This window comes from Rhodococcus sp. 14-2496-1d, from assembly GCF_002259365.1.
GTDB lineage: Bacteria > Actinomycetota > Actinomycetes > Mycobacteriales > Mycobacteriaceae > Rhodococcoides.
This window is the reverse complement of the sequence record NZ_NPFV01000017.1, coordinates 1-18,744: the sequence shown is the minus strand read 5'-3', so window position 1 is coordinate 18,744 and position 18,744 is coordinate 1. Positions and strand designations below refer to the sequence as shown.

Annotated in this window: 18 protein-coding genes; 6 read left to right on the top strand and 12 right to left on the bottom strand. The window is 64.1% G+C overall.

What is annotated here, in order from left to right:
• The first annotated feature begins 14 nt into the window (after positions 1 to 14).
• Positions 15 to 764, top strand: coding sequence for a queuosine precursor transporter (locus tag CH296_RS12260; RefSeq protein WP_032395329.1), 750 nt, complete (start codon positions 15 to 17; stop codon positions 762 to 764).
• Here the strand turns inward: CH296_RS12260 and CH296_RS12255 are convergent.
• From CH296_RS12255 to CH296_RS12240, 4 genes are all read right to left on the bottom strand, one after another.
• Positions 724 to 1,575 (bottom strand): PaaX family transcriptional regulator C-terminal domain-containing protein, encoded by an 852-nt coding sequence (locus CH296_RS12255; protein ID WP_094684878.1) that lies wholly within the window; start codon positions 1,573 to 1,575, stop codon positions 724 to 726. The genes CH296_RS12260 and CH296_RS12255 overlap by 41 nt on opposite strands.
• Positions 1,556 to 2,767 (bottom strand): kynureninase, encoded by a 1,212-nt coding sequence (gene kynU / locus CH296_RS12250; RefSeq protein ID WP_094684877.1) that lies wholly within the window; start codon positions 2,765 to 2,767, stop codon positions 1,556 to 1,558. The genes CH296_RS12255 and kynU overlap by 20 nt, the downstream gene beginning before the upstream one ends.
• On the bottom strand, positions 2,764 to 3,618 hold the full coding sequence (locus CH296_RS12245; protein ID WP_094684876.1) for a tryptophan 2,3-dioxygenase: 855 nt from the start codon (positions 3,616 to 3,618) through the stop codon (positions 2,764 to 2,766). The genes kynU and CH296_RS12245 overlap by 4 nt, the downstream gene beginning before the upstream one ends.
• A 126-nt stretch (positions 3,619 to 3,744) precedes the next feature.
• On the bottom strand, positions 3,745 to 4,464 hold the full coding sequence (locus CH296_RS12240) for a VIT family protein (RefSeq protein WP_094684875.1): 720 nt from the start codon (positions 4,462 to 4,464) through the stop codon (positions 3,745 to 3,747).
• A 162-nt stretch (positions 4,465 to 4,626) separates the two neighbouring features.
• On the opposite strand from CH296_RS12240, the gene CH296_RS12235 reads away from it, so the two are divergent.
• A complete protein-coding gene (locus CH296_RS12235) occupies positions 4,627 to 5,283 on the top strand; it encodes a pyridoxamine 5'-phosphate oxidase family protein (RefSeq protein ID WP_094684965.1) in 657 nt (218 codons plus the stop codon).
• Here CH296_RS12235 and tgt read toward each other — a convergent pair.
• From tgt to CH296_RS12200, 7 genes are all read right to left on the bottom strand, one after another.
• Complete coding sequence (tgt, locus tag CH296_RS12230) at positions 5,237 to 6,475, bottom strand: tRNA guanosine(34) transglycosylase Tgt (RefSeq protein ID WP_094646608.1); 1,239 nt, start codon at positions 6,473 to 6,475, stop codon at positions 5,237 to 5,239. The genes CH296_RS12235 and tgt overlap by 47 nt on opposite strands.
• 48 nt (positions 6,476 to 6,523) lie before the next feature.
• Positions 6,524 to 8,464 (bottom strand): ABC transporter ATP-binding protein, encoded by a 1,941-nt coding sequence (locus CH296_RS12225; RefSeq protein ID WP_306436980.1) that lies wholly within the window; start codon positions 8,462 to 8,464, stop codon positions 6,524 to 6,526.
• Between the two features lie 8 nt (positions 8,465 to 8,472).
• Positions 8,473 to 10,203, bottom strand: a complete 1,731-nt coding sequence (locus CH296_RS12220) for an ABC transporter ATP-binding protein (RefSeq protein WP_032395341.1) — start codon at positions 10,201 to 10,203, stop codon at positions 8,473 to 8,475.
• 80 nt (positions 10,204 to 10,283) lie between these two features.
• A complete protein-coding gene (locus CH296_RS12215) occupies positions 10,284 to 12,584 on the bottom strand; it encodes an MMPL family transporter (RefSeq protein WP_094684873.1) in 2,301 nt (766 codons plus the stop codon).
• A gap of 2 nt (positions 12,585 to 12,586) precedes the next feature.
• Complete coding sequence (locus CH296_RS12210; protein WP_094684872.1) at positions 12,587 to 13,225, bottom strand: TetR/AcrR family transcriptional regulator; 639 nt, start codon at positions 13,223 to 13,225, stop codon at positions 12,587 to 12,589.
• Between the two features lie 86 nt (positions 13,226 to 13,311).
• Positions 13,312 to 13,770 carry an Rrf2 family transcriptional regulator gene (locus tag CH296_RS12205; protein ID WP_032395344.1) on the bottom strand — a complete coding sequence of 153 codons (459 nt, stop codon included), beginning with the start codon at positions 13,768 to 13,770 and terminating at the stop codon, positions 13,312 to 13,314.
• A gap of 59 nt (positions 13,771 to 13,829) precedes the next feature.
• Positions 13,830 to 14,465: a heme-binding protein gene (locus CH296_RS12200; protein ID WP_094682097.1), complete on the bottom strand. Its 636-nt coding sequence runs from the start codon at positions 14,463 to 14,465 to the stop codon at positions 13,830 to 13,832.
• Positions 14,466 to 14,579: 114 nt separating this feature from the next.
• Between CH296_RS12200 and CH296_RS12195 the strand changes: the two genes are divergently transcribed.
• Positions 14,580 to 15,485, top strand: coding sequence for a sterol desaturase family protein (locus CH296_RS12195; protein WP_094684871.1), 906 nt, complete (start codon positions 14,580 to 14,582; stop codon positions 15,483 to 15,485).
• On the opposite strand, the gene CH296_RS12190 is transcribed toward CH296_RS12195, so the two are convergent.
• Positions 15,466 to 16,155, bottom strand: coding sequence for a YceI family protein (locus CH296_RS12190; protein ID WP_032395347.1), 690 nt, complete (start codon positions 16,153 to 16,155; stop codon positions 15,466 to 15,468). The genes CH296_RS12195 and CH296_RS12190 overlap by 20 nt on opposite strands.
• 120 nt (positions 16,156 to 16,275) lie before the next feature.
• Between CH296_RS12190 and CH296_RS12185 the strand changes: the two genes are divergently transcribed.
• The 3 genes from CH296_RS12185 to CH296_RS12175 are packed head-to-tail and all read left to right on the top strand — an operon-like array spanning position 16,276 to position 18,685.
• Positions 16,276 to 17,286 carry a PHP domain-containing protein gene (locus tag CH296_RS12185; protein WP_094682104.1) on the top strand — a complete coding sequence of 337 codons (1,011 nt, stop codon included), beginning with the start codon at positions 16,276 to 16,278 and terminating at the stop codon, positions 17,284 to 17,286.
• Positions 17,283 to 18,197, top strand: a complete 915-nt coding sequence (locus tag CH296_RS12180; RefSeq protein ID WP_032395348.1) for a S9 family peptidase — start codon at positions 17,283 to 17,285, stop codon at positions 18,195 to 18,197. Before CH296_RS12185 ends, CH296_RS12180 begins: the two co-directional genes overlap by 4 nt.
• A 35-nt stretch (positions 18,198 to 18,232) precedes the next feature.
• Positions 18,233 to 18,685 carry a hypothetical protein gene (locus tag CH296_RS12175; RefSeq protein ID WP_094682099.1) on the top strand — a complete coding sequence of 151 codons (453 nt, stop codon included), beginning with the start codon at positions 18,233 to 18,235 and terminating at the stop codon, positions 18,683 to 18,685.
• The last annotated feature ends 59 nt before the right edge of the window (positions 18,686 to 18,744 follow it).

Genomic DNA, 18,744 nt, shown 5'->3' with positions numbered 1-18,744 from the left:
GCTTGGATCGAGCGGTGACTACTACCGAACACACCGCCCCCGACGGCGGCACCGAGTCTGGGCAGGCCACATTCGCTCACATCAGCCGGGGCTACTACCCCACCATCGTCGCGCTCTTCGTCGCGACGCTGCTGATCTCGAATGTGGCCGCCAGCAAAGGTGTCGCCTTCTTCGCCTCGTCCGACGTCATGCTCGGACCCTTCCAAATCCTGCCGATCAACACCGACGGCGCATTCTTTCTGTTCCCCCTCGCCTACATCCTCGGCGACGTCCTCAGCGAGGTGTACGGCTTCAAGGCCGCACGCCGCGCGATCTACCTCGGCTTCGGATCGTTGCTGCTCACCTCGGTGTGCTTCTGGATCGCCATCGAACTTCCCGCCGCGTCCTTTTACGAGAACCAAGAGGCCCTCGAAACCGTCGTCGGTGTCGTCCCCCGCCTCGTTCTCGCCGGTCTCGCCGGCTATACCGTCGGGCAGCTCCTGAACTCGGTCGTCCTGGTCAAGATCAAGGAACGCACCAAGGAAAAGCACCTGTGGGCGCGACTGATCGGGTCGACCATCGTCGGCGAATTCTTCGACACCCTGATCTTCTGCTCCATCGCCGCCGGAGTCATAGGCATCAGCACCTGGACCGACTTCATCAACTACGTCATCGTCGGATTCCTGTGGAAGACCCTGGCCGAGGTCATCGTCATGCCGATCACGTATCGCGTCATCTCGTACATCAAGAAGCGCGAACCGTCGTATCGACCCATGCCCGACTGATCTCCAGGTAGCGCTCACGCGCCGCATCGAAAGTCGCGACGGCCCGGGTCCCCGGCCAGTCCTCCGGTGTCATGCACGGAGGCAGGCCCGGGTCGACGTAGGGAATGACGCGCCACTCGTCGAGCAACGGCACGAACGTGACGAACGCGTCGCGGGGGTTCCGGGCCGGCGACCCGCCGTCGTGAGCGGCAAGGAATGCCCGATGCCGATCGGCGATGCCCGCCAGGTCCCACCACTGGGCGGCGCTCTCACGCAGTGTGGCGGGTGGCGCTACCTCGGAGGCCACGAAGCTCGTCACGTATTCCGACAACTCCAACGCGTCGATGATGTCGCCCGCCTCACCCGCGAGGTATTCGGGCGCGATCCACAAACCGGGTGAGACCGTTCCGCATCCGATTGCGGTGAGTCGACGCCTCAGTCGGTGGCGCGCGGCACGTTGCGTCTCCGGAATGGTGAACGAGATGAGCCGGAACGGATCGCCGTCGGCCATCCGACGGAACCCGAAGATCCGACCGTCACCGCGCGCGAACATGGTGTCGGCCTGCTCGGTGATGCGATAGCCGGTGCGGCCCTCACGATTATCGGATTCGACGACGCCCTTCTTCTTCAGCCTGGTCATCGCGATGCGCGTACTCTCCGGTGCCACTCCGAGCGCATCCATCCACACGACGAAGTCGGCGATGGCAAACCACCCTCCGAGGGGCCAAACGTACGCCCCGAGCACCGTGCGAACCAGTGAGGTGGCGCTTCCCGGACGAGAGTCGAAATCGTCGAGAATTGCCCCGGCGGTGCTAGGCGCGGAGTTCGTCACGGATCGCCACGATTCCCAGGTACACCTCGCGATACGAGGTGCTCAGTGGGCTCAGGCCCAATCGAATACCCTGTGGCGCACGGAAATCCGGGATGACACCCTGATTCCACAGACGAGCGGTGATGGCCTTGAACTCGGGATGGTCGATGGTGACGTGACCGCCGCGTCGCGTCGAATCCTCGGGTGAGGCGATCTCCACTCCCAACGGCACCAACATCTCACGCACGAGCTCGAGGGCATACTCGGTGAGCGCAACGGACTTCGCGCGTATCGCGTCCATCCCCACCTCGGCGATCATCTCGATGGTGTCCTGCATCGCGATCATGCCGAACACCGACGGCGTTCCACTGATGACCCGTCGAATACCCTGTGCCGGAACGTAACCCTGCGCCATCTCGAACGGATCGGCCCGACCCATCCAGCCCCAGATCGGCTGGACGAACTCGCCCTGAAGATCACTGCGCACGTACGCGAACGCGGGCGATCCGGGACCGCCGTTGAGGTACTTGTAGGTGCACCCGACGGCCAGATCCACTCCCCAGGAATCGAACTCGAGCGGCACCGAACCGACGGAATGGCACACGTCCAGCAGCAGCAGTGCGCCGGCCTCGTGCGTGATACGCGTCGCCTCGGCCACGTCGACGAGGAAGCCGGAACGGTAAGCAACGTGGGTGATCACCACCAGGGCGGTGTTCTCCCCCACCACCTCGGCGAGTTGTTCCGGTTCGATACCGCCGCGGCGGTCGGTCTCGATCCATCGCAGCGTCATGTTCGACTCCGCCGCAATGCCTTCGAGAAGATAGCGATCGGTCGGGAAGTTGTCGCGGTCGATGACGATCTCGGTGCGACCCGGCCGCATGGCGATCGCCGCCCGTGCCAGCTTGTACAGCAACACCGTCGTCGAATCGCCGATCGTGGTCTGCCCGGGCGCGGCTCCCAGGGTGGCGTCGGCCAGGGCGTCGCCGATGGCGACGGGCAGGTCGAACCACTGCTCGTCCCAACCGCGGATCAGGCGTCCACCCCAGGCGTCGGTCATGAAGGTGTTGATCCGTTCGACGCTGGCCTTGGTAGGCCGGCCCAACGAGTTTCCGTCGAGATACGCGCTGATCGACGGGTCGTCGCTACCGAGGAATCTGTCGCGGTAGCTACGGAGTGGATCCTGGGCGTCCAGTTCGTCTACGCGTTGCGTCATCGTCCGATATCCGTTCTCACAGCGAGCAATTCGGGAAAGAAGGTGAGCTCGAGCGCCTTCTGCAGAAATCCGACTCCACTCGATCCACCGGTTCCGCTCTTCATTCCGATGGTACGGAGCACCGTCCGCATGTGACGGAAGCGCCAGAGCTGGAAGTTCTCCTCCAGATCGACGAACTCCTCGAAGGCCTCGTACACCGCCCAGTGCTCGGTGTGGTTCTCGTAGACGAATGTGATCAGCGGCATCAGGTCCTCGTTGAACGTGTATGCCGCAGTGACGTCGCGATCGAGGGCTGATGCCGGTGCGTCGTACCCCTGCCGCGCCAGCGACTGCCACAATGCGTCGTACAGGCTGGGCTCGTGCAGCAGAGTCGAAAGCTGTTCGTGAGCAGCAGGATCGGGCTCGAAGACCTTCAACATGCCCGCATTCTTGTTGCCCAGCACGAACTCCACTGCCCGGTACTGGTACGACTGGAAGCCCGACGAGTTGCCGAGGAAGTCGCGGAACTGCGAGTACTCCGTCGGGGTGAGTGTGGCCAGCACCGACCACTGCTCGGTCAGTGTCTTCTGTATGTGTTTGACCCGGGCGACACATTTGAGTGCGGTGCCGATGTCGTCGACGTCCAGAGCTGCTCTGGCGGCCAGCGTCTCGTGAATGACCAGCTTGAGCCACAGCTCGGTGGTCTGGTGCTGAATGATGAACAGCAGTTCGTCGTGATGCTCCGGTCTACTCACCGGCTTCTGGGCGCTGAGAAGAATGTCGAGGTCCAGGTACGAGCTGTAGCTCATGCGGTCACTGAAGTCGGTGACGACGTTCTTCTCTATCGCGCGAGTATTGGCTTCGACGCCCATGGATGGTCCTCGAGATCGTGGGCTGATAGCGCCAGAGTATTACATGATCGCGCCGCCCGCTAGGATTACGAAATATCTCAGCGTTGCACGCAAGCCCGTTACCTCGATCTTCAGCCGGACGGTCGATCAGATCCCGGCCACTCCAGCCAGTTGGCCGATCGCGTAGGTGACGGCCATCGCGATCGCGCCACCGATCACGATTCGAGTCACCGCCGGGCGACTCGGCGCTCCACCGAGGCGCGCGCTGACGGTGCCGGTCAATGCCAGAGCCAGCAACACGACAACAAACGTGACCGGAATACGTTGCGAAGCAGGCAGAAGCAGGATCGAGAGCAACGGCAAGAGGGCACCGCTGATGAACGACACCGCCGACGACGCGGCCGCTTGCCATGGATTGGTCAACGCGTCGGGGTCGATCCCCAACTCGACGTCCACGTGCGCGGCGAACGGATCGTGGTCGGTCAGTTCCTGCGCAACCATCTGCGCGGTCTCCGTCGAAAGCCCTTTGGCTTCGTAGAGTGCAGCCAGCTCGGCCAACTCCTCCTCGGGTTCCTCGGCCAGCTCCCGCCGCTCCTTGATCAGCAGAGAACGCTCGGCGTCGCGCTGCGTGCTCACCGAGACGTATTCGCCGAGCGCCATCGACACCGCTCCGGCGACGAGACCGGCGATGCCCGCCGTGAGCAGCGACCCACGCTCGGTGGTGGCAGCGGCCACGCCGACCACCAGGCCCGCCGTGGACACGATGCCGTCGTTCGCGCCCAATACGCCTGCCCGAAGCCAGTTCAGCCGACCCGACAGATCACCGTGCGGTTCGTGCTCGTGCAGGGCCGGCTCGGGCTCAGACATTACCGACCGCTGTCACGTCTTTCCACGCGGCACGCGCGCCGGACTCTCCGATTCTGTACACCTGCACGATTGTCGTCGTTCCGATCTGTTACCGCCGTGCTGGTGTGAGACCGAGGCTCCTAGAGTTCATTCGTGCCGCCGAACAACCACTATCACCACTTGATGTTCGGTCCTGCCGCGATTGCGCGGCAGAAGGTCGACGGCAGCTACACCGCCTATGGCTCGCAGACCGAGCGTCCCGACGACGGCCCGACGCCTCTCGACACTCGCGAGAAGGCCATGATTCGCGCGTTGGATCAGTTCCAGATCGCCACCGTCGCCGAGACCGGGTGGCCCTACATCCAGTATCGAAGTGGCCCGAAGGGCTTTCTGCAGGTCCTCGACGATCACACTCTCGGCTTCGCCGACTTCGCCGGCAACCATCAGTACGTCACGGCGGCCAATCTCGACCACGATGACCGCGTCGCACTGTTTCTGGTGAATTACCCTCTGCGGCAACGTCTCAAGCTCTACGGGCGGGCCCGTACCGTCGAAGCGGCGGACGATCCCGAGCTGTTGGCCCGACTGAGAAGGATCGGCGACACGACCGTCGCCGCCACGTGCGAACGCAGCGTCGTCATCGACGTCGAGGCCTTCGACTGGAACTGCACCCGCAGCATCATTCCCCGCTACGACGCGAACTACCTCGCGGAGCTGTCCGAGGTCTACCAGCGCAAGGCCACTGAGCGGGAACAGGTACTGCTACAGCGTATTTCGGAGCTGGAAGATCAGCTCACGCAGTCTTCGCAGCATAGAACCGACCCAGAAACTCCGTCCTGAATTCGGCGAAGCGCCCCTGCTCGATCGAGGCGCGAATGTCGTCGACCAGTTTGACCGTGAAGCGCTCGTTGTGGATGGTGCACAGCGTCGAGGCAAGCATCTCCTTGGCCTTGAACAGGTGATGGATGTACGCCTTGGTGTAGTGCGCGCAGGTGTAGCAGTCGCAGCTGTCGTCGATCGGGGTGAAGTCGCGTCGATGCTTTGCGGTGTTGATGTTGAAACGGCCCGTCGGCACGTAGATCGCCGCATTACGCGCCACCCGTGAGGGATTGACGCAATCGAAGGTGTCGGCACCGTTCTCGATGGCCGTGAAGAAGTCGTCCGGCTCGCTGATGCCGAGCATGTGCCGCGGCTTGTGCTCGGGCAGTTCCTCGTTCACCCACCGGGTGATGGTGCCGAGGTTCTGCTTCTCGAGTGCGCCGCCGATGCCGTAGCCGTCGAATCCTCGGCCGGTCTCTCCGGTGATGGTCTCGAGATCGTGTGCGGCCTTGCGGCGTAGATCCTCGTACTGCGCGCCCTGGACCACCCCGAACAGGGCCTGGTACGGCTTGTCGGCGCGCTCGACCGTGAGCCGTTCGTGTTCGAGGACGCATCGCTCGGCCCACGCCTGCGTCCGATCGACCGACTTCTCCTGGTACCCGCGGGTATTCATCAGCGTCGTCAGTTCGTCGAACGCGAACATGATGTCGGCACCGAGGCGATGCTGAATCTGCATCGAGACCTCGGGGGTAAAGCGATGCTTGGAGCCGTCGAGGTGGGACTTGAACGTCACCCCGTCGTCGTCGACATGCGCGAGGCGTTCCTTGCCCTCGGCGATGACGTCGTCGGACTCCACCCGCGAGGCGTCCATCGAGATGACCTTCTTGAAGCCGACGCCGAGCGACATCACCTGGAATCCGCCGCTGTCGGTGAACGTCGGCCCGTCCCAGTTCATGAACTTACCCAGCCCACCCGCCTCGTCGACGATGTCCGAGCCCGGCTGCAGATACAGGTGGTACGCATTGGCGAGCACCGCCTGCGCGCCGAGTTCCTTCATCGCCTCCGGCAGCACTGCTTTGACGGTCGCCTTGGTACCCACCGCGATGAACGCGGGGGTGGCGATGTCACCGTGCGGGGTGTGGATGGTGCCGGTACGACCGAGCTCACCGTCGAGCCGGGTGCCGATATCGAAGCCGAAACTGGAGGAACTCACCGCGTCAGTATGCCGCTCCGCGGCTTGTGAGTGGAAATTCGTAGCCTGCTACGAATTTCCGTGCACCTGCGGCGCAGCCGCTCCAGCCGCATTCAGCCGGAAGTAGGCACCCCTGGCCGCGAGCAGTTCCTCGTGATTGCCCTGCTCGACGATGCTGCCGTTCTCCATCACCACGATGGTGTCCGCGTCACGGATGGTCGAAAGCCGATGTGCGATAACGAAACTGGTGCGATCGGTGCGCAGCTTCGCGGTGGCCTTCTGCACCAGCAGTTCGGTGCGGGTGTCGACGGAGCTCGTGGCCTCGTCGAGGATGAGGATCAGCGGCTTGGCCAGGAAGGCGCGGGCAATGGTGATGAGCTGCTTCTCACCGGCGCTGACGTTGTTGCCTTCCTCGTCGATGATCGTGTCGTAGCCGTCGGGCAACGAGTGCACGAATCGGTCGACGTAGCTCACCCGCGCGGCCTCGAGGATTTCCTCTTCGCTGGCACTCGGGTCGCCGTAGGCGATGTTGTCGCGAATGGTTCCGCCGAACAGCCAGGTGTCCTGCAGCACCATTCCGGTACGGGCTCGCAATTCTTCGCGGGTCATCTTCATGGTGTCGACGCCGTCGAGGGTGATGCGGCCGGAATCGATCTCGTAGAACCGCATGATCAGGTTCACCAGCGTGGTCTTGCCAGCACCGGTCGGTCCGACGATCGCGACCAGATGCCCGGGATCGGCAACCAGCGACAGGTTCTCGATCAGCGGGCGGTCGGGCGAGTAGCCGAACGAGACGTTCTCGAATTCGACGCGTCCTCGGCGCTGAGTGGGTCGCACGGCATCGGCCGGGTCCGCGTCCTCTTCCTCGGCGTCGAGCACCTCGAAGATGCGCTCGGCGGACGCCACACCCGACTGCACCAGGTTGACCATCGAACCCACCTGGGTGAGCGGTTGCGTGAATTGACGCGAGTACTGGATGAACGCCTGCACCTCACCGAGCGTGAGCGTGCCCGACGCCACCCGCAGCCCGCCGACGACGGCGATGACCACGTAGTTGATGTTCCCGAGGAACATGATGACGGGCATGATCATGCCGGAGATGAACTGCGCCCGGAAGCTCGATTGGAACAGCTTCTCGTTGCGGTCGCCGAATTCGCGTTCCACGTCGGCCTGACGGCCGAAGGCCTTGACGATCTCGTGACCCGTGTAGGTCTCTTCGATCTGCGCATTCAGCTTGCCGGTGTGCTTCCACTGCGCGACGAAGTGCGGCTGTGAACGCTTGGCGATGACGGCGGTGACCGCGAACGACGCCGGAATGGTCAGCACCGCAACGAGAGCGAGCAACGGCGAGATCCAGATCATGACGCCGAGGATGCCCAGGACGGTGAGGATGCCGGTGATCAATTGGCTCAGCGTCTGCTGCAGGCTGGTCGAGACGTTGTCGATGTCGTTGGTGACGCGGCTCAGCGTCTCGCCGCGAGCATTGTTGTCGAAGTACTTCAGCGGCAGTCGATGTACCTTGGCTTCGACACTGCCGCGCAGCAACAGGATTCGACGCTGCAGCGCGATGTTGAGGATGTATCCCTGCGCCCAGGCCAGCACCGCAGAGAGCACATACAGAAAAAGGACCCACATCAGTACGGTTCCGACTGCACCGAAGTCGATTCCGGCTCCGGGAGTCAGGTTCGTGCCGGACACCAGATCCGCGATGGAGTCGTTGCCTTGGGCGCGCAGCTGGTCGATGGCCTGGTCTCTGGTCTGACCCGGATCGAGCTCGCGGCCGACGACGCCGTTGAAGATGAGGTCGGTCGCGTGTCCGAGGACGCTGGGCGCGGCGACGGTGAGCACGGTGCTGGCGATACCGAACGCCAGCATGATCGACAGGAGCACTCGCTCGGGAGCGAGCAGGCCGATCAGTCGTTTGAACGAGCCCTTGAAGTTGCGGGCCTTGGTTCCCGGCTTCACAGTCTTGGAGACGGGAGCGATGTCCTCCTCTTCCGCCTTCTCCACCTGCGCGGTCACAGTGCACCCACGGCGTGCTGCGAGTCGACGATCTCGGCGTACGTGGGACAATCGGCCATCAATTGGTCGTGGGTACCCACACCTACCGGCTTTCCGTCGTCGAGTACGAGTATCTGATCGGCGTCGATGATGGTCGAGACGCGTTGAGCGACAACGATCATGCACGCATCTCGCGTCACTGCCTTCAGCGCCGCACGCAGATTGGCGTCGGTGGTGAGGTCCAGCGCGGAGAACGAGTCGTCGAACAGATAGATGCTGGGTTTGCGGACCAACGCGCGGGCGATGGCGAGGCGTTGCCGCTGACCGCCGGAGACCGTCGTACCGCCCTGCGCGACGGGTGTTTCCAGTCCCTCTGGCATGGCCCGAACGAAGTCGGCACCCTGGGCGATCTCGAGTGCCTCCCACAGTTCCGCGTCGGTGGCGTCGGATTTGCCGTAGCGCAGGTTGCTCGCGATGGTGCCCGAGAACAGGTACGGCTTCTGCGGAATCAGACCGATCTCCGAGCGCAGCAGGTCCAGATCGAGTTCACGGATATCGACTCCGCCGACGCGTACCTCACCGCCGGTGACGTCGATCAGTCGCGGAATCAGGTTGACGAGAGTGGACTTTCCCGAGCCGGTACCGCCGATGATGGCGGTGACCTTGCCGGCCTCGGCCCGCAGGTTCACCCCGCACAGCACCGGATATTCGGCCCCGGGGAAGGAGAATTCGGCGTTGACGAGCTCGACCGTTCCCGGGGAGGACGTGAACGTCTTCGGCTTGTCGGGCAACACGACCGAGGATTCGGTGGCGAGTACCTCGCTGATGCGATCGGCGCACACCGACGCACGGGGCACCATCATCGCGATGAACGACGCCATCATCACCGACATGAGGATCAGCATGATGTAGCTCAGAAGTGCTGTGAGAGAGCCGATCTGCATCGTGCCGTCGTCGATCGCGTGGCCGCCGAACCAGATGACGGCGACGCTGGTGACGTTGCTGATGAGCATGACCGTCGGGAACATCAGGGCCATGAGCCGTCCGACGCGAAGGGCGGTATCGGTGAGCGCGCTGTTGGCCGCCCCGAAACGGTCGACCTCGAAGTCCTCGCGAACGAACGCCCGTACCACGCGGATACCGGTGATCTGTTCACGCAGAACACGATTGACGGCATCGATGCGCTTCTGCATGGAGCGGAACGCCGGCACCATCTTGACGATGATCAGACCCATCGAGATGGCCAGTCCCGGCACTGCGATGAGCAGGATCCAGGACAGCCCGAGATCCTCGCGCAGCGACATCACGATGCCGCCGACGCACATGATCGGGGCCATCACCACGATGGTGAACCCCATGACGATCACCAACTGCACCTGCTGAACGTCGTTGGTGTTGCGGGTGATCAGCGACGGCGCACCGAACTGGCCGACCTCACGGGCGGAGAACGTACCGACGCGATGCAGGATGGCACCGCGCAGGTCGCGTCCGACACCCATGGCTGCGCGCGCACCGATGAACACCGCCGCGACCGAGCTGATGATCTGCACCGCCGACACCAGCAACATGACGCCACCGGCCGAGAGGATGTAGCCGGTGTCGCCGGTGGTCACACCCTTGTCGATGATGTCGGCGTTGAGACTGGGCAGGAACAGGGCCGCCAGCGTGGCGACCAATTGCAGCAGAACCAGCGCGACGATCGGCATCTTGTACGGAGCCAGATACGTGCGCAGCAGGGGAATCAGCATGATGGCCGAAGATTACTCGTACACATGGATAACAGTCTCTCCGTTTTTCGAGTGTTGCGGGTAATCTTCGGCCGACCGGCTCAGACCGTTACTCGGGCGTCCTTCTCCGGTGCCGTCTTCAGCTTGGCACCTTCGATGTCGACGTTGGGCAGGATCTTGTCCAGCCACTTCGGCAGCCACCAGGCCTTGTCGCCCATCAATGCCATCACCGACGGAATCAGCACCATCCGCACGACGAACGCGTCGAAGAACACGGCCGCGGCGAGCGCGAATCCGATGGACTTGATGAACGAGTCCGGCTCGGCGATGAATGCGGCGAACACCGAGATCATGATGACCGCGGCCGAGGTGACCACGCGTGCGCCGTACTTGAACCCGTTGACGACGGCATCCTTGGCGGCGGCTCCGTGAACGAATTCCTCACGCATACGCGAGACGAGGAACACCTGGTAGTCCATCGCGAGACCGAACACCACACCGATGAGGAAGATCGGCATGAAGCTGACGATCGGCTGCGGGTTGGAGATCAGGCCGAGGCCGCCCTCTTGGAAGATGAACACCGTGGCACCGAAGGTCGCGAGCACGCTGAGCAGGAACCCGAGCGTTGCGGTCAGCGGCACCAGGATGGAGCGGAACACGAGCATCAGCAGAACGAAGGCCAGACCGACGACCACTGCCAGGTACGGGATCAACGCGTCCTGCAGTCGTTCGGAGACATCGAGCTCGAGTGCCGTCTGACCGGTGACTCCGTAGGAGACGCCGTCACTGGCCACCACGCCCGGTTCGGCGTCGCGCAGATTCGCCACGAGGTTCTTCGTCTGCTCACTGTTCGGTGAGGACGACGGAGTGACCAGGATCTGTGCGGTGTCCCCGGCCTGGTTGACGGCGATGATCTGGGCGTTGGTGACGTCGGGCTGGCCGGTGATGGTCTCGACGACCTTGCCGAACGACGCCGTGCGATCGGCCTCGGCCACGCCGGAAGCGTCGGCGATGACCAGCAGCGGGCCGTTGCGTCCGGGACCGAAGCCCTCGTCGACGACGTCGTAGGCCTGACGTGCAGGCGTCGACGGGTCGGCGGTGGCGGTGGACGGCAGTGCCAGCGACAGACCGGTGGTGGGTCCTGCGATGACACCGAGCAGGACGATGCCGCCGACGAGTCCCAGCGCGGGCCTCTTGACCAGGAATCGGGCCCAGCGAAGTCCGTTGGTTGGCGTGGCGTTCGGGTCTTCCGGGTCGGTTGTGTTGACGAACTTGATCTTGCCCGCGAAGGCCTTTCCCTTGTAGAGGCCGAGCATCGCCGGCAGGAACGTCAGCGCGATCAGTACCGCGATGAACACCGCGAAACCTGCGGCGAGGCCCATCTGGGAGAGGAACGGAATCCCGACGACGCGCAGGGCGACGAGGGCGATGAGCACGGTGGCACCGGCGAACACCACAGCCGAGCCCGCGGTTCCCACGGACCGTCCGACGGCTTCCTCTCGGTCGTCCGTCAACGTCAGTTCGTGGCGATAGCGCGCGAGGATGAACAGCGAGTAGTCGATCGCGACGGCCAGACCGATCATGATCGCGAGCACCGGCGTGAACGACGACAGGCTCGCGAAGCCGGACGCCGTGGTGATCGCCAGGCTCGAGATACCGATTCCGACGATGGCGGTGATCAGCGGCAGGCTGGCGGCCGCGGCGGATCCGAACATGATGAGCAGCACGACGGCGGCGACGGCCAGACCGACGATTTCCGACGTACCACCGGGCGCGACGTTCTCCTGCGCGACGGTGCCGCCGAGGAGGACGGTCAGTCCGGCGTCACGAGCGGGCTGCGCGGCCTCGTCGAGTTCGGTGCGGATCTGGTCGGTGACGTCGGCGAGTTCGACGTTGATCGGCACGGTGACGGTGCCGACGTTGCCGTTGGGGCTCAGCGGTGACGTGGCTGCCGCGTCGGCGGCCACCTGGTCGGCCGGGGTGCCCGCTTCGGTTGCCGCCTCGGTGTATCGCTCGATGATCGACTGATTGGCCGCAACCGGATTCGCCAGCGGCTGCGCACCTTCGGCGGGTTTGGCGGCGTCGATCTTTTCGATCTCGGCGATGGTTGCGTCGATCGCCGAGGTGTATTGCGGAGTGTCCAGCGTCTGCCCGTCGGGTGCCTGGAACACGTACTCGGCGCTGACGGCGGTGAGCGGGTCCTCGGCGGAGCCGAACCGCTCGGACTGCAGATCCAACGCAGCCTGCGCGGGCGTTCCCGGGATGCTGAACGAGTTCGCGGTGGGGCCGGACAGCGTCGCTGCGCCCACTCCGGCGAGCACCAGAATCGCCAGCCACAGTCCGAGGACGATGCCCTTGCGTCGGTACGCGAATCTTCCGATTCGGTAGAGATAGGTGGCCACTGTCAAGCTCCTCGTTTGGGTTCGGACGGTTGCGGCTCGGGAAGTCCAGCGCGCAGTTGGTCGAAGGCGTCCTCGATGAGGGCCCTCGGCGTCGATGCGCCTGCAGAATCGGTGACCCAGATGTTCAGTGCTGCCGTGACGGCACCACCGACGGCCATCTGGAGCAGGTTGGGGTAGAGGTCGGTGTCGATGTCGGTACCGGTTCGCTCGGCGATGGCTTCGCCGAGTTTGCGGGTCAGCGATTGGTGCATCTCGAGCTTGCGGGCCATCAGGGCGGGGTTGGCTTCGATCAGCCGCGCAGCCGCGAAGGTGTCGTCCAGATCCCGGCCCGGGTCCGCGACGAGGTCGATTGCGATGTGCCGCAACGAGTCCCAGATCGGTTCGGTCGACGGCCTGGCGCGCAGGAGCTCGAACCATTCGAGGGCAGACACTTCGATGTGGTGAAGAACTGCTTCTTCCTTGTTGGAGAAGTAGTTGTGGAACGTGCGGGTGGAGACTCCCGCTTCGTGCGCGATGGCGTCGGCGGTGACCGCGTCGATGCCGTGCTCCTTGCCCAGACGCACGGCAGCCATTCCGAGCGCGTCGCGGGTGGCCGCCTTCTTCAGATCGCGAAGGCCAGTCGGAGAAGTCACGATTACCAACCTACGGAACTTGCACTGTTCTGCAAGTTTGCAGTGGTGTGCAATTTTGTCGATCCCGCCACAGCCGGCATTGGATGTGACTCAGGTCATCGACGCGCCCACGCGGTCGGCTCGCTGATCAGCTCTCCGACGAAGTCCGGCAGCTCGTTGTCGACGATGTCCGCCAGCGACACCGCCTCGAGCACCGCACGCAGATTGACGCGTACCGCCAGCCAGACCCGGGTGAGCGGCTCGGCCGGACCGGAATACTCCGCATCCTCGGGCCGCTGTCCGCGCACCGACGCCAACGGGCCTTCGACGGCTCTCATCACATCGGCAACCGAAATGTCCGACGCCTCCCGCGCCAACCAGTAGCCGCCGTCGGGTCCCCTCCTACTGCACACGAGATCTGCGCGACGCAGATCCGAGAGCACCGATTCGAGAAACTTGTGCGGGATGCCCTGCGCCATGGCCAGCGCCTCGGCCTTCGCGGGCCGCTGACCACCGACGGCAGCGAGTTCGACGAGCGTGCGAACCGCATAGTCCGCCTTGGCCGTGATGTGCACGTTCAATTCCTACCATCGCAGTAGGGAATTAGCGAGCACGTGCGGGACACCCCGACGCGTCAGGAACCGTCCGGTACCGCCACGACCACCTCGTTACGACGCAACGGCGCCAAGGTCCACGGCGGATCGTAGAACCAGGTCATCGGCTCACCCAGCATCTCGATGCCCTCGGCGCGCAACGCTTCGGTCAACGCCGCGATCTGCGGTTGGACATCGCCTCGGCCGCGGCCACCGCTGAAACGAAGTACAGCGACCGTCTCCGCCGGAACCTCGGTCAACGTCACGCGGTCGTCGTCGGGCTCGGGCAGCGTGTCCATCGTCCACTCGGCAGGCATGAAGAACCGGACAACCCACCCGTCGCTGCCGGGCGTACTCGATACCGGCGCAGTCATGGCGATCTTCTGCGACCCTGCCGGCGATTGACTGACGGGAGCGGTCATCGCGACCCGTTTCTTGCCTCCGTTCCCGCCGAAGATGTAGCGAGCCAGGCGGCGGAAACCCTCCTGCCGTGCCTCTTCCTCATCGGCGTCGACGACTGTCTGTGCCGCGATGCGTGGTCGGTAACGACGGATCTCCACCGCATCGGTCAGTCGACGGCTCGTATGCGGCGGTTCCTCGGTACCGACCCGGATACCGACGACACCCAACGCCGACCCGACCACCTGTCCGATCGTGGACGCGATTTTCTGCAACAAGTCCGACTCCGCTCTCTCGGCCGATTGGTGCGCCGTCCTCCACGGTACGAGCCCTGGGGAAACCGAACAGAAAAGCGTTACACTCAACCTCTAACTGTCACGCAGGAGGTTACGATGAGCGAGTGGATCGGTTCGGCGTGGAATGCACTCCCCGAACCGCTGCGCGATCCCGTGGCCCTGGCCATTCCCGCGTTCGCACTGTTGTTGGCGATCGAGTGGATCGCGGCCGCGAAGCTCGAGGACGGTGAACGCGGTAGCTATTCCGCCAGGGATGCGCGCTCGAGCCTGAGCATGGGACTGGTGTCCATCGCGACCACCACGGCATGGAAGGCGCTCGCCCTCGTCGCCTACACGGCGATCTACGTCTACGTCGCGCCGTGGCATCTTCCGGCCGACGCCTGGTACACGTGGGTGATCCTGATCCTGGGCGTCGACCTGCTCTTCTACGGATATCACCGCATCGCGCATCGGACCCGAATCATCTGGGCGACGCATCAGTCCCACCATTCGAGCGAGTACTTCAACTTCGCCGCGGCGCTGCGACAGAAGTGGAACAACAGCGGCGAGGTCATCATGTGGCTACCGCTGCCCCTGTTGGGCATGCCGCCGTGGATGGTGTTCGTCGGATTCTCGATCAACCTCGCCTACCAGTTCTGGGTGCACACCGAGCGCATCGACCGGCTGCCGCGTCCGTTCGAGTACGTCTTCAACACGCCCTCGCATCACCGCGTCCATCACGGCCGCGATCCGCAGTATCTCGACAAGAACTACGGCGGCATCCTCATCATCTGGGACCGCCTGTTCGGCACCTACGCCGAGGAGGTCGAGCGCCCCAACTACGGACTCACCAAGCCCGTCGACACGTTCAACATCTGGACCCTCCAGACACACGAATACCGCAACATCGCGCGGGATGTTGCGGCATCGCGGTCATGGAAGGAACGCATCGGATATCTCGTCGGACCGCCGGGATGGACGCCCGAGCCCGCGCGAGAACCCGCTACTGCTGATTCAGATTGATCAGGAAATCGATGGTCCCGGACGGATCGACGGTGACGAAGCCGAGTGACGGCGGCTCGATCTGGTAGTCGGTCCACGTCGTCGGAATGGCACCCGACGCGATGAGCGTGTCGCCGGACTGCAGCACTTCCATCTCCACCGAGACCGGACGTGTCTGATCCTTGAGCGTCAACGTGCCCTCGGCGGTGACCGTCATGGTGGTGCCGTCCTTGGGCAGTGCGGACAGATCGATCGGCGAGTCGATGTTGAACGTCGCCGTCGGATAGGTCGCGGTGTCGAAGATATTGCCGCGGAACTGACTGTCGCGACGGTCGCTGTCGGTGCTGATCGAGTTGGTCATGACGACCACCTGTCCCTCGGTGAGCGTGTTGTCGGCTATGACGACGTTGCCCGCGACTTCGGTCGTCGACCCGACGACCGTGACATCGGACCCGTTCAACAACTCGTCGACGGTGTAGCCCGCGGCAGTCGTGTTGGCGGCGTCGCCCGGAGTGACGATCCACCGTCCGTCGATGTCCTGTGTGGTCGCGGCCTGCGCGCCGGAGGTCGACACGGTTGCCGCCGGTGCGTCGTCGCCCTCGAACGAGGCATAGATCTTGGGGCCGAAATACAGTCCGAGCGCCACTACGACAACGACGATCGCGCCGACAATCCACCATTTCTTGGTCATGACTGCCGATGGTAGTTGCAGCTTCAAGCCTATGGGGAGTGAGCGACCTGGTAAGTCCCTGAGAGTTTTGTCCGTTTACCCCGTGAACACGTGTCGGTACCGCCAGGCACAATGGACCGCATGGATCCGGTGGACGCACTTCGAGAGATCGGCTTCTGGCTCGAACGCTCCCGCTCGGACACCCATCGAGTCAAGGCCTACCGTCGGGCCGCAGATGTGGTCGAATCCCTCACGCCCGCACAACGATCCGAGCACGAGAAGGCAGACAGCTGGTCCTCGCTGACGGGCATCGGAGCCAAGACCTCGCTGATCATTCGCCAGGCACTGACTCAGGACGTCCCGGACTATCTCCGCGAGCAACGAGACGCGGCAGAACCCATCGGAGACAACGACCTTCGCGGTGCATTGAAGGGCGATCTGCATACCCATTCCAACTGGTCCGACGGCGGCAGCCCCATCGAGGAGATGATGCGCACCGCCGCGAGGCTCGGTCACCAGTACTGCGCTCTCACCGACCATTCCCCACGCCTCAAGGTCGCCAACGGCCTCACCGCCGAGCGTCTGCGCGCACAACTCGACGTCATCGCCGAACTCAACGAGCGGCTCGCACCGTTCCGCATCCTCACCGGAATCGAAGTCGACATTCTCGACGACGGATCGCTCGACCAGGACGAGGGTCTGCTCGCAGAGCTGGACGTGGTGGTGGCGAGCGTGCACTCGAACCTGCGAGCCGACTCCAAGACCATGACCAAACGTATGGTCACCGCCATCGCCAACCCGCATGTCGACGTACTCGGTCACTGCACCGGACGGCTCGTCGAGGGTGGCCGCGGAACCCGACCCGAATCGACGTTCGACGCCCCCGTGGTGTTCGAGGGATGCCGCCAGTTCGGCACCGCAGTGGAGATCAACGCCAGACCCGAGCGCCAGGATCCCCCGGAGCGACTGATCGACATCGCCCTCGAGCGCGACTGCCTGTTCTCCATCGACACCGACGCGCACGCACCCGGACAGCTCGACTGGCAGGGCTACGGCTGCATCCGAGCCGAAGAGCGCGGCGTCCCCGCGGAGCGCGTGATCAACACCTGGCCGCTCACCGAACTGCTCGACTGGACGGATCGGCACGCGTGAATCGTCGCCACTTCCTCTCCGGCCTGCTGGCGGTCGCGCTGGTCGGCTGCAGCTCGGCCGACACCGACTCCTCACCGAGTACCGCAGAGACGTATTCGGCTGCGCTGCAACCGGTATCGGGCCCGGCCGGGGATCCCATTCGACTGAACTACGGATACGAACCGGACAACATCGGCGACCTGTACCTCCCCGACAACAACGCCACCTCCCTCCCGGTGGTGGTGATGATTCACGGCGGCGGATGGCAGGAAGACCTCGACCTGTCCTACTTCCAGCAGATGTCGACGGCCATCGCCGACGAAGGCATCGCCGTGTGGAACGTCGAATACCGACGCGGGCCGAACAACTGGGCCAACACCCTCTCCGACGTCGACGACGCCACCGAGGCACTGGCAACCGTCGTCCAGAATGCTGCCGATGGTCGGCTCGATCTCGATCGCGTCCACGTCGCCGGACACTCGGCAGGCGGCCAACTCGCCGCATGGGTCGCGGCTCGACACCTCATGCCGGTCGACGCGCCGGGCGCGGAACCGAAGATCCGACCACGCAGCGCCACCATCATGGCCGGCGTCTTCGACATGAAGCGGGCAGCCGACATCGGCGGCGACAAGTTCGTGCCTGCCTTCCTCGGCGGCATGCCGAACGAGGTGCCCGGACGCTACGAGATCGCCTCCCCCATCGAATACCTCCCCCTCGACGTTCCGCTCACTGCGCTGCACGGTGACGCCGATCAGACCGTCTCGGTGAACCAGAGCCGCGTCTACATCGACGCATCGACGAAGGCGGGCAGCACCGACCCCGAGCTCGTCGTCCTGCCAGGAGCGGGGCACGGAGCATTCCTCGACCCGAAGAACCTCGCCTGGTCGACGGCGCTGAGCACCATCACCGGACGTGCGCAGACCCTGCTCTGACGTCGGTGGTTCCGCCGGGGTGGTACACAGTTGCGATGAACGGAAAAATCGCGACCGGATTGCTCGGGCTGATCGTGGCCGTCTCGATTGCCGGATGCAGCAACGACCCGACGAGCGAGGAAGCGTCGAGCACCACCGTCGCCGCAGCGACGACGACTGCGACTTCCACGACTGTCCCCGCGACCACCACGGTCGACGCGCCCTCACCCGAGCCCGCTCCTGCGTCCGAGTTAGCGCCCGCTGCCGAGCCTGCAGCTCCGACCGACGCGACCTCCGGCGTCACCGGTGAAGCGCTCTACCAGCAGACCTGTACACAGTTTCTGCCGTCGATCGATGCGCTCGAGCAAACCGGAATCTCCGATCGCGCCAAGTCGGTCGAGGGTCTGCGCAGCGAAATGACCACCGCACCGAGCTGGAACGACGTGCCACCCGGCGATCAGAACGAAATTCTGCGCGGACTCGACGCCGCAGGTGCGGGGCAATGCTGAGCATGTGAGTCGCTGCGGAGTTGGGTGGCCCGCGCCCACTCCCGCCCACTGATCCCACC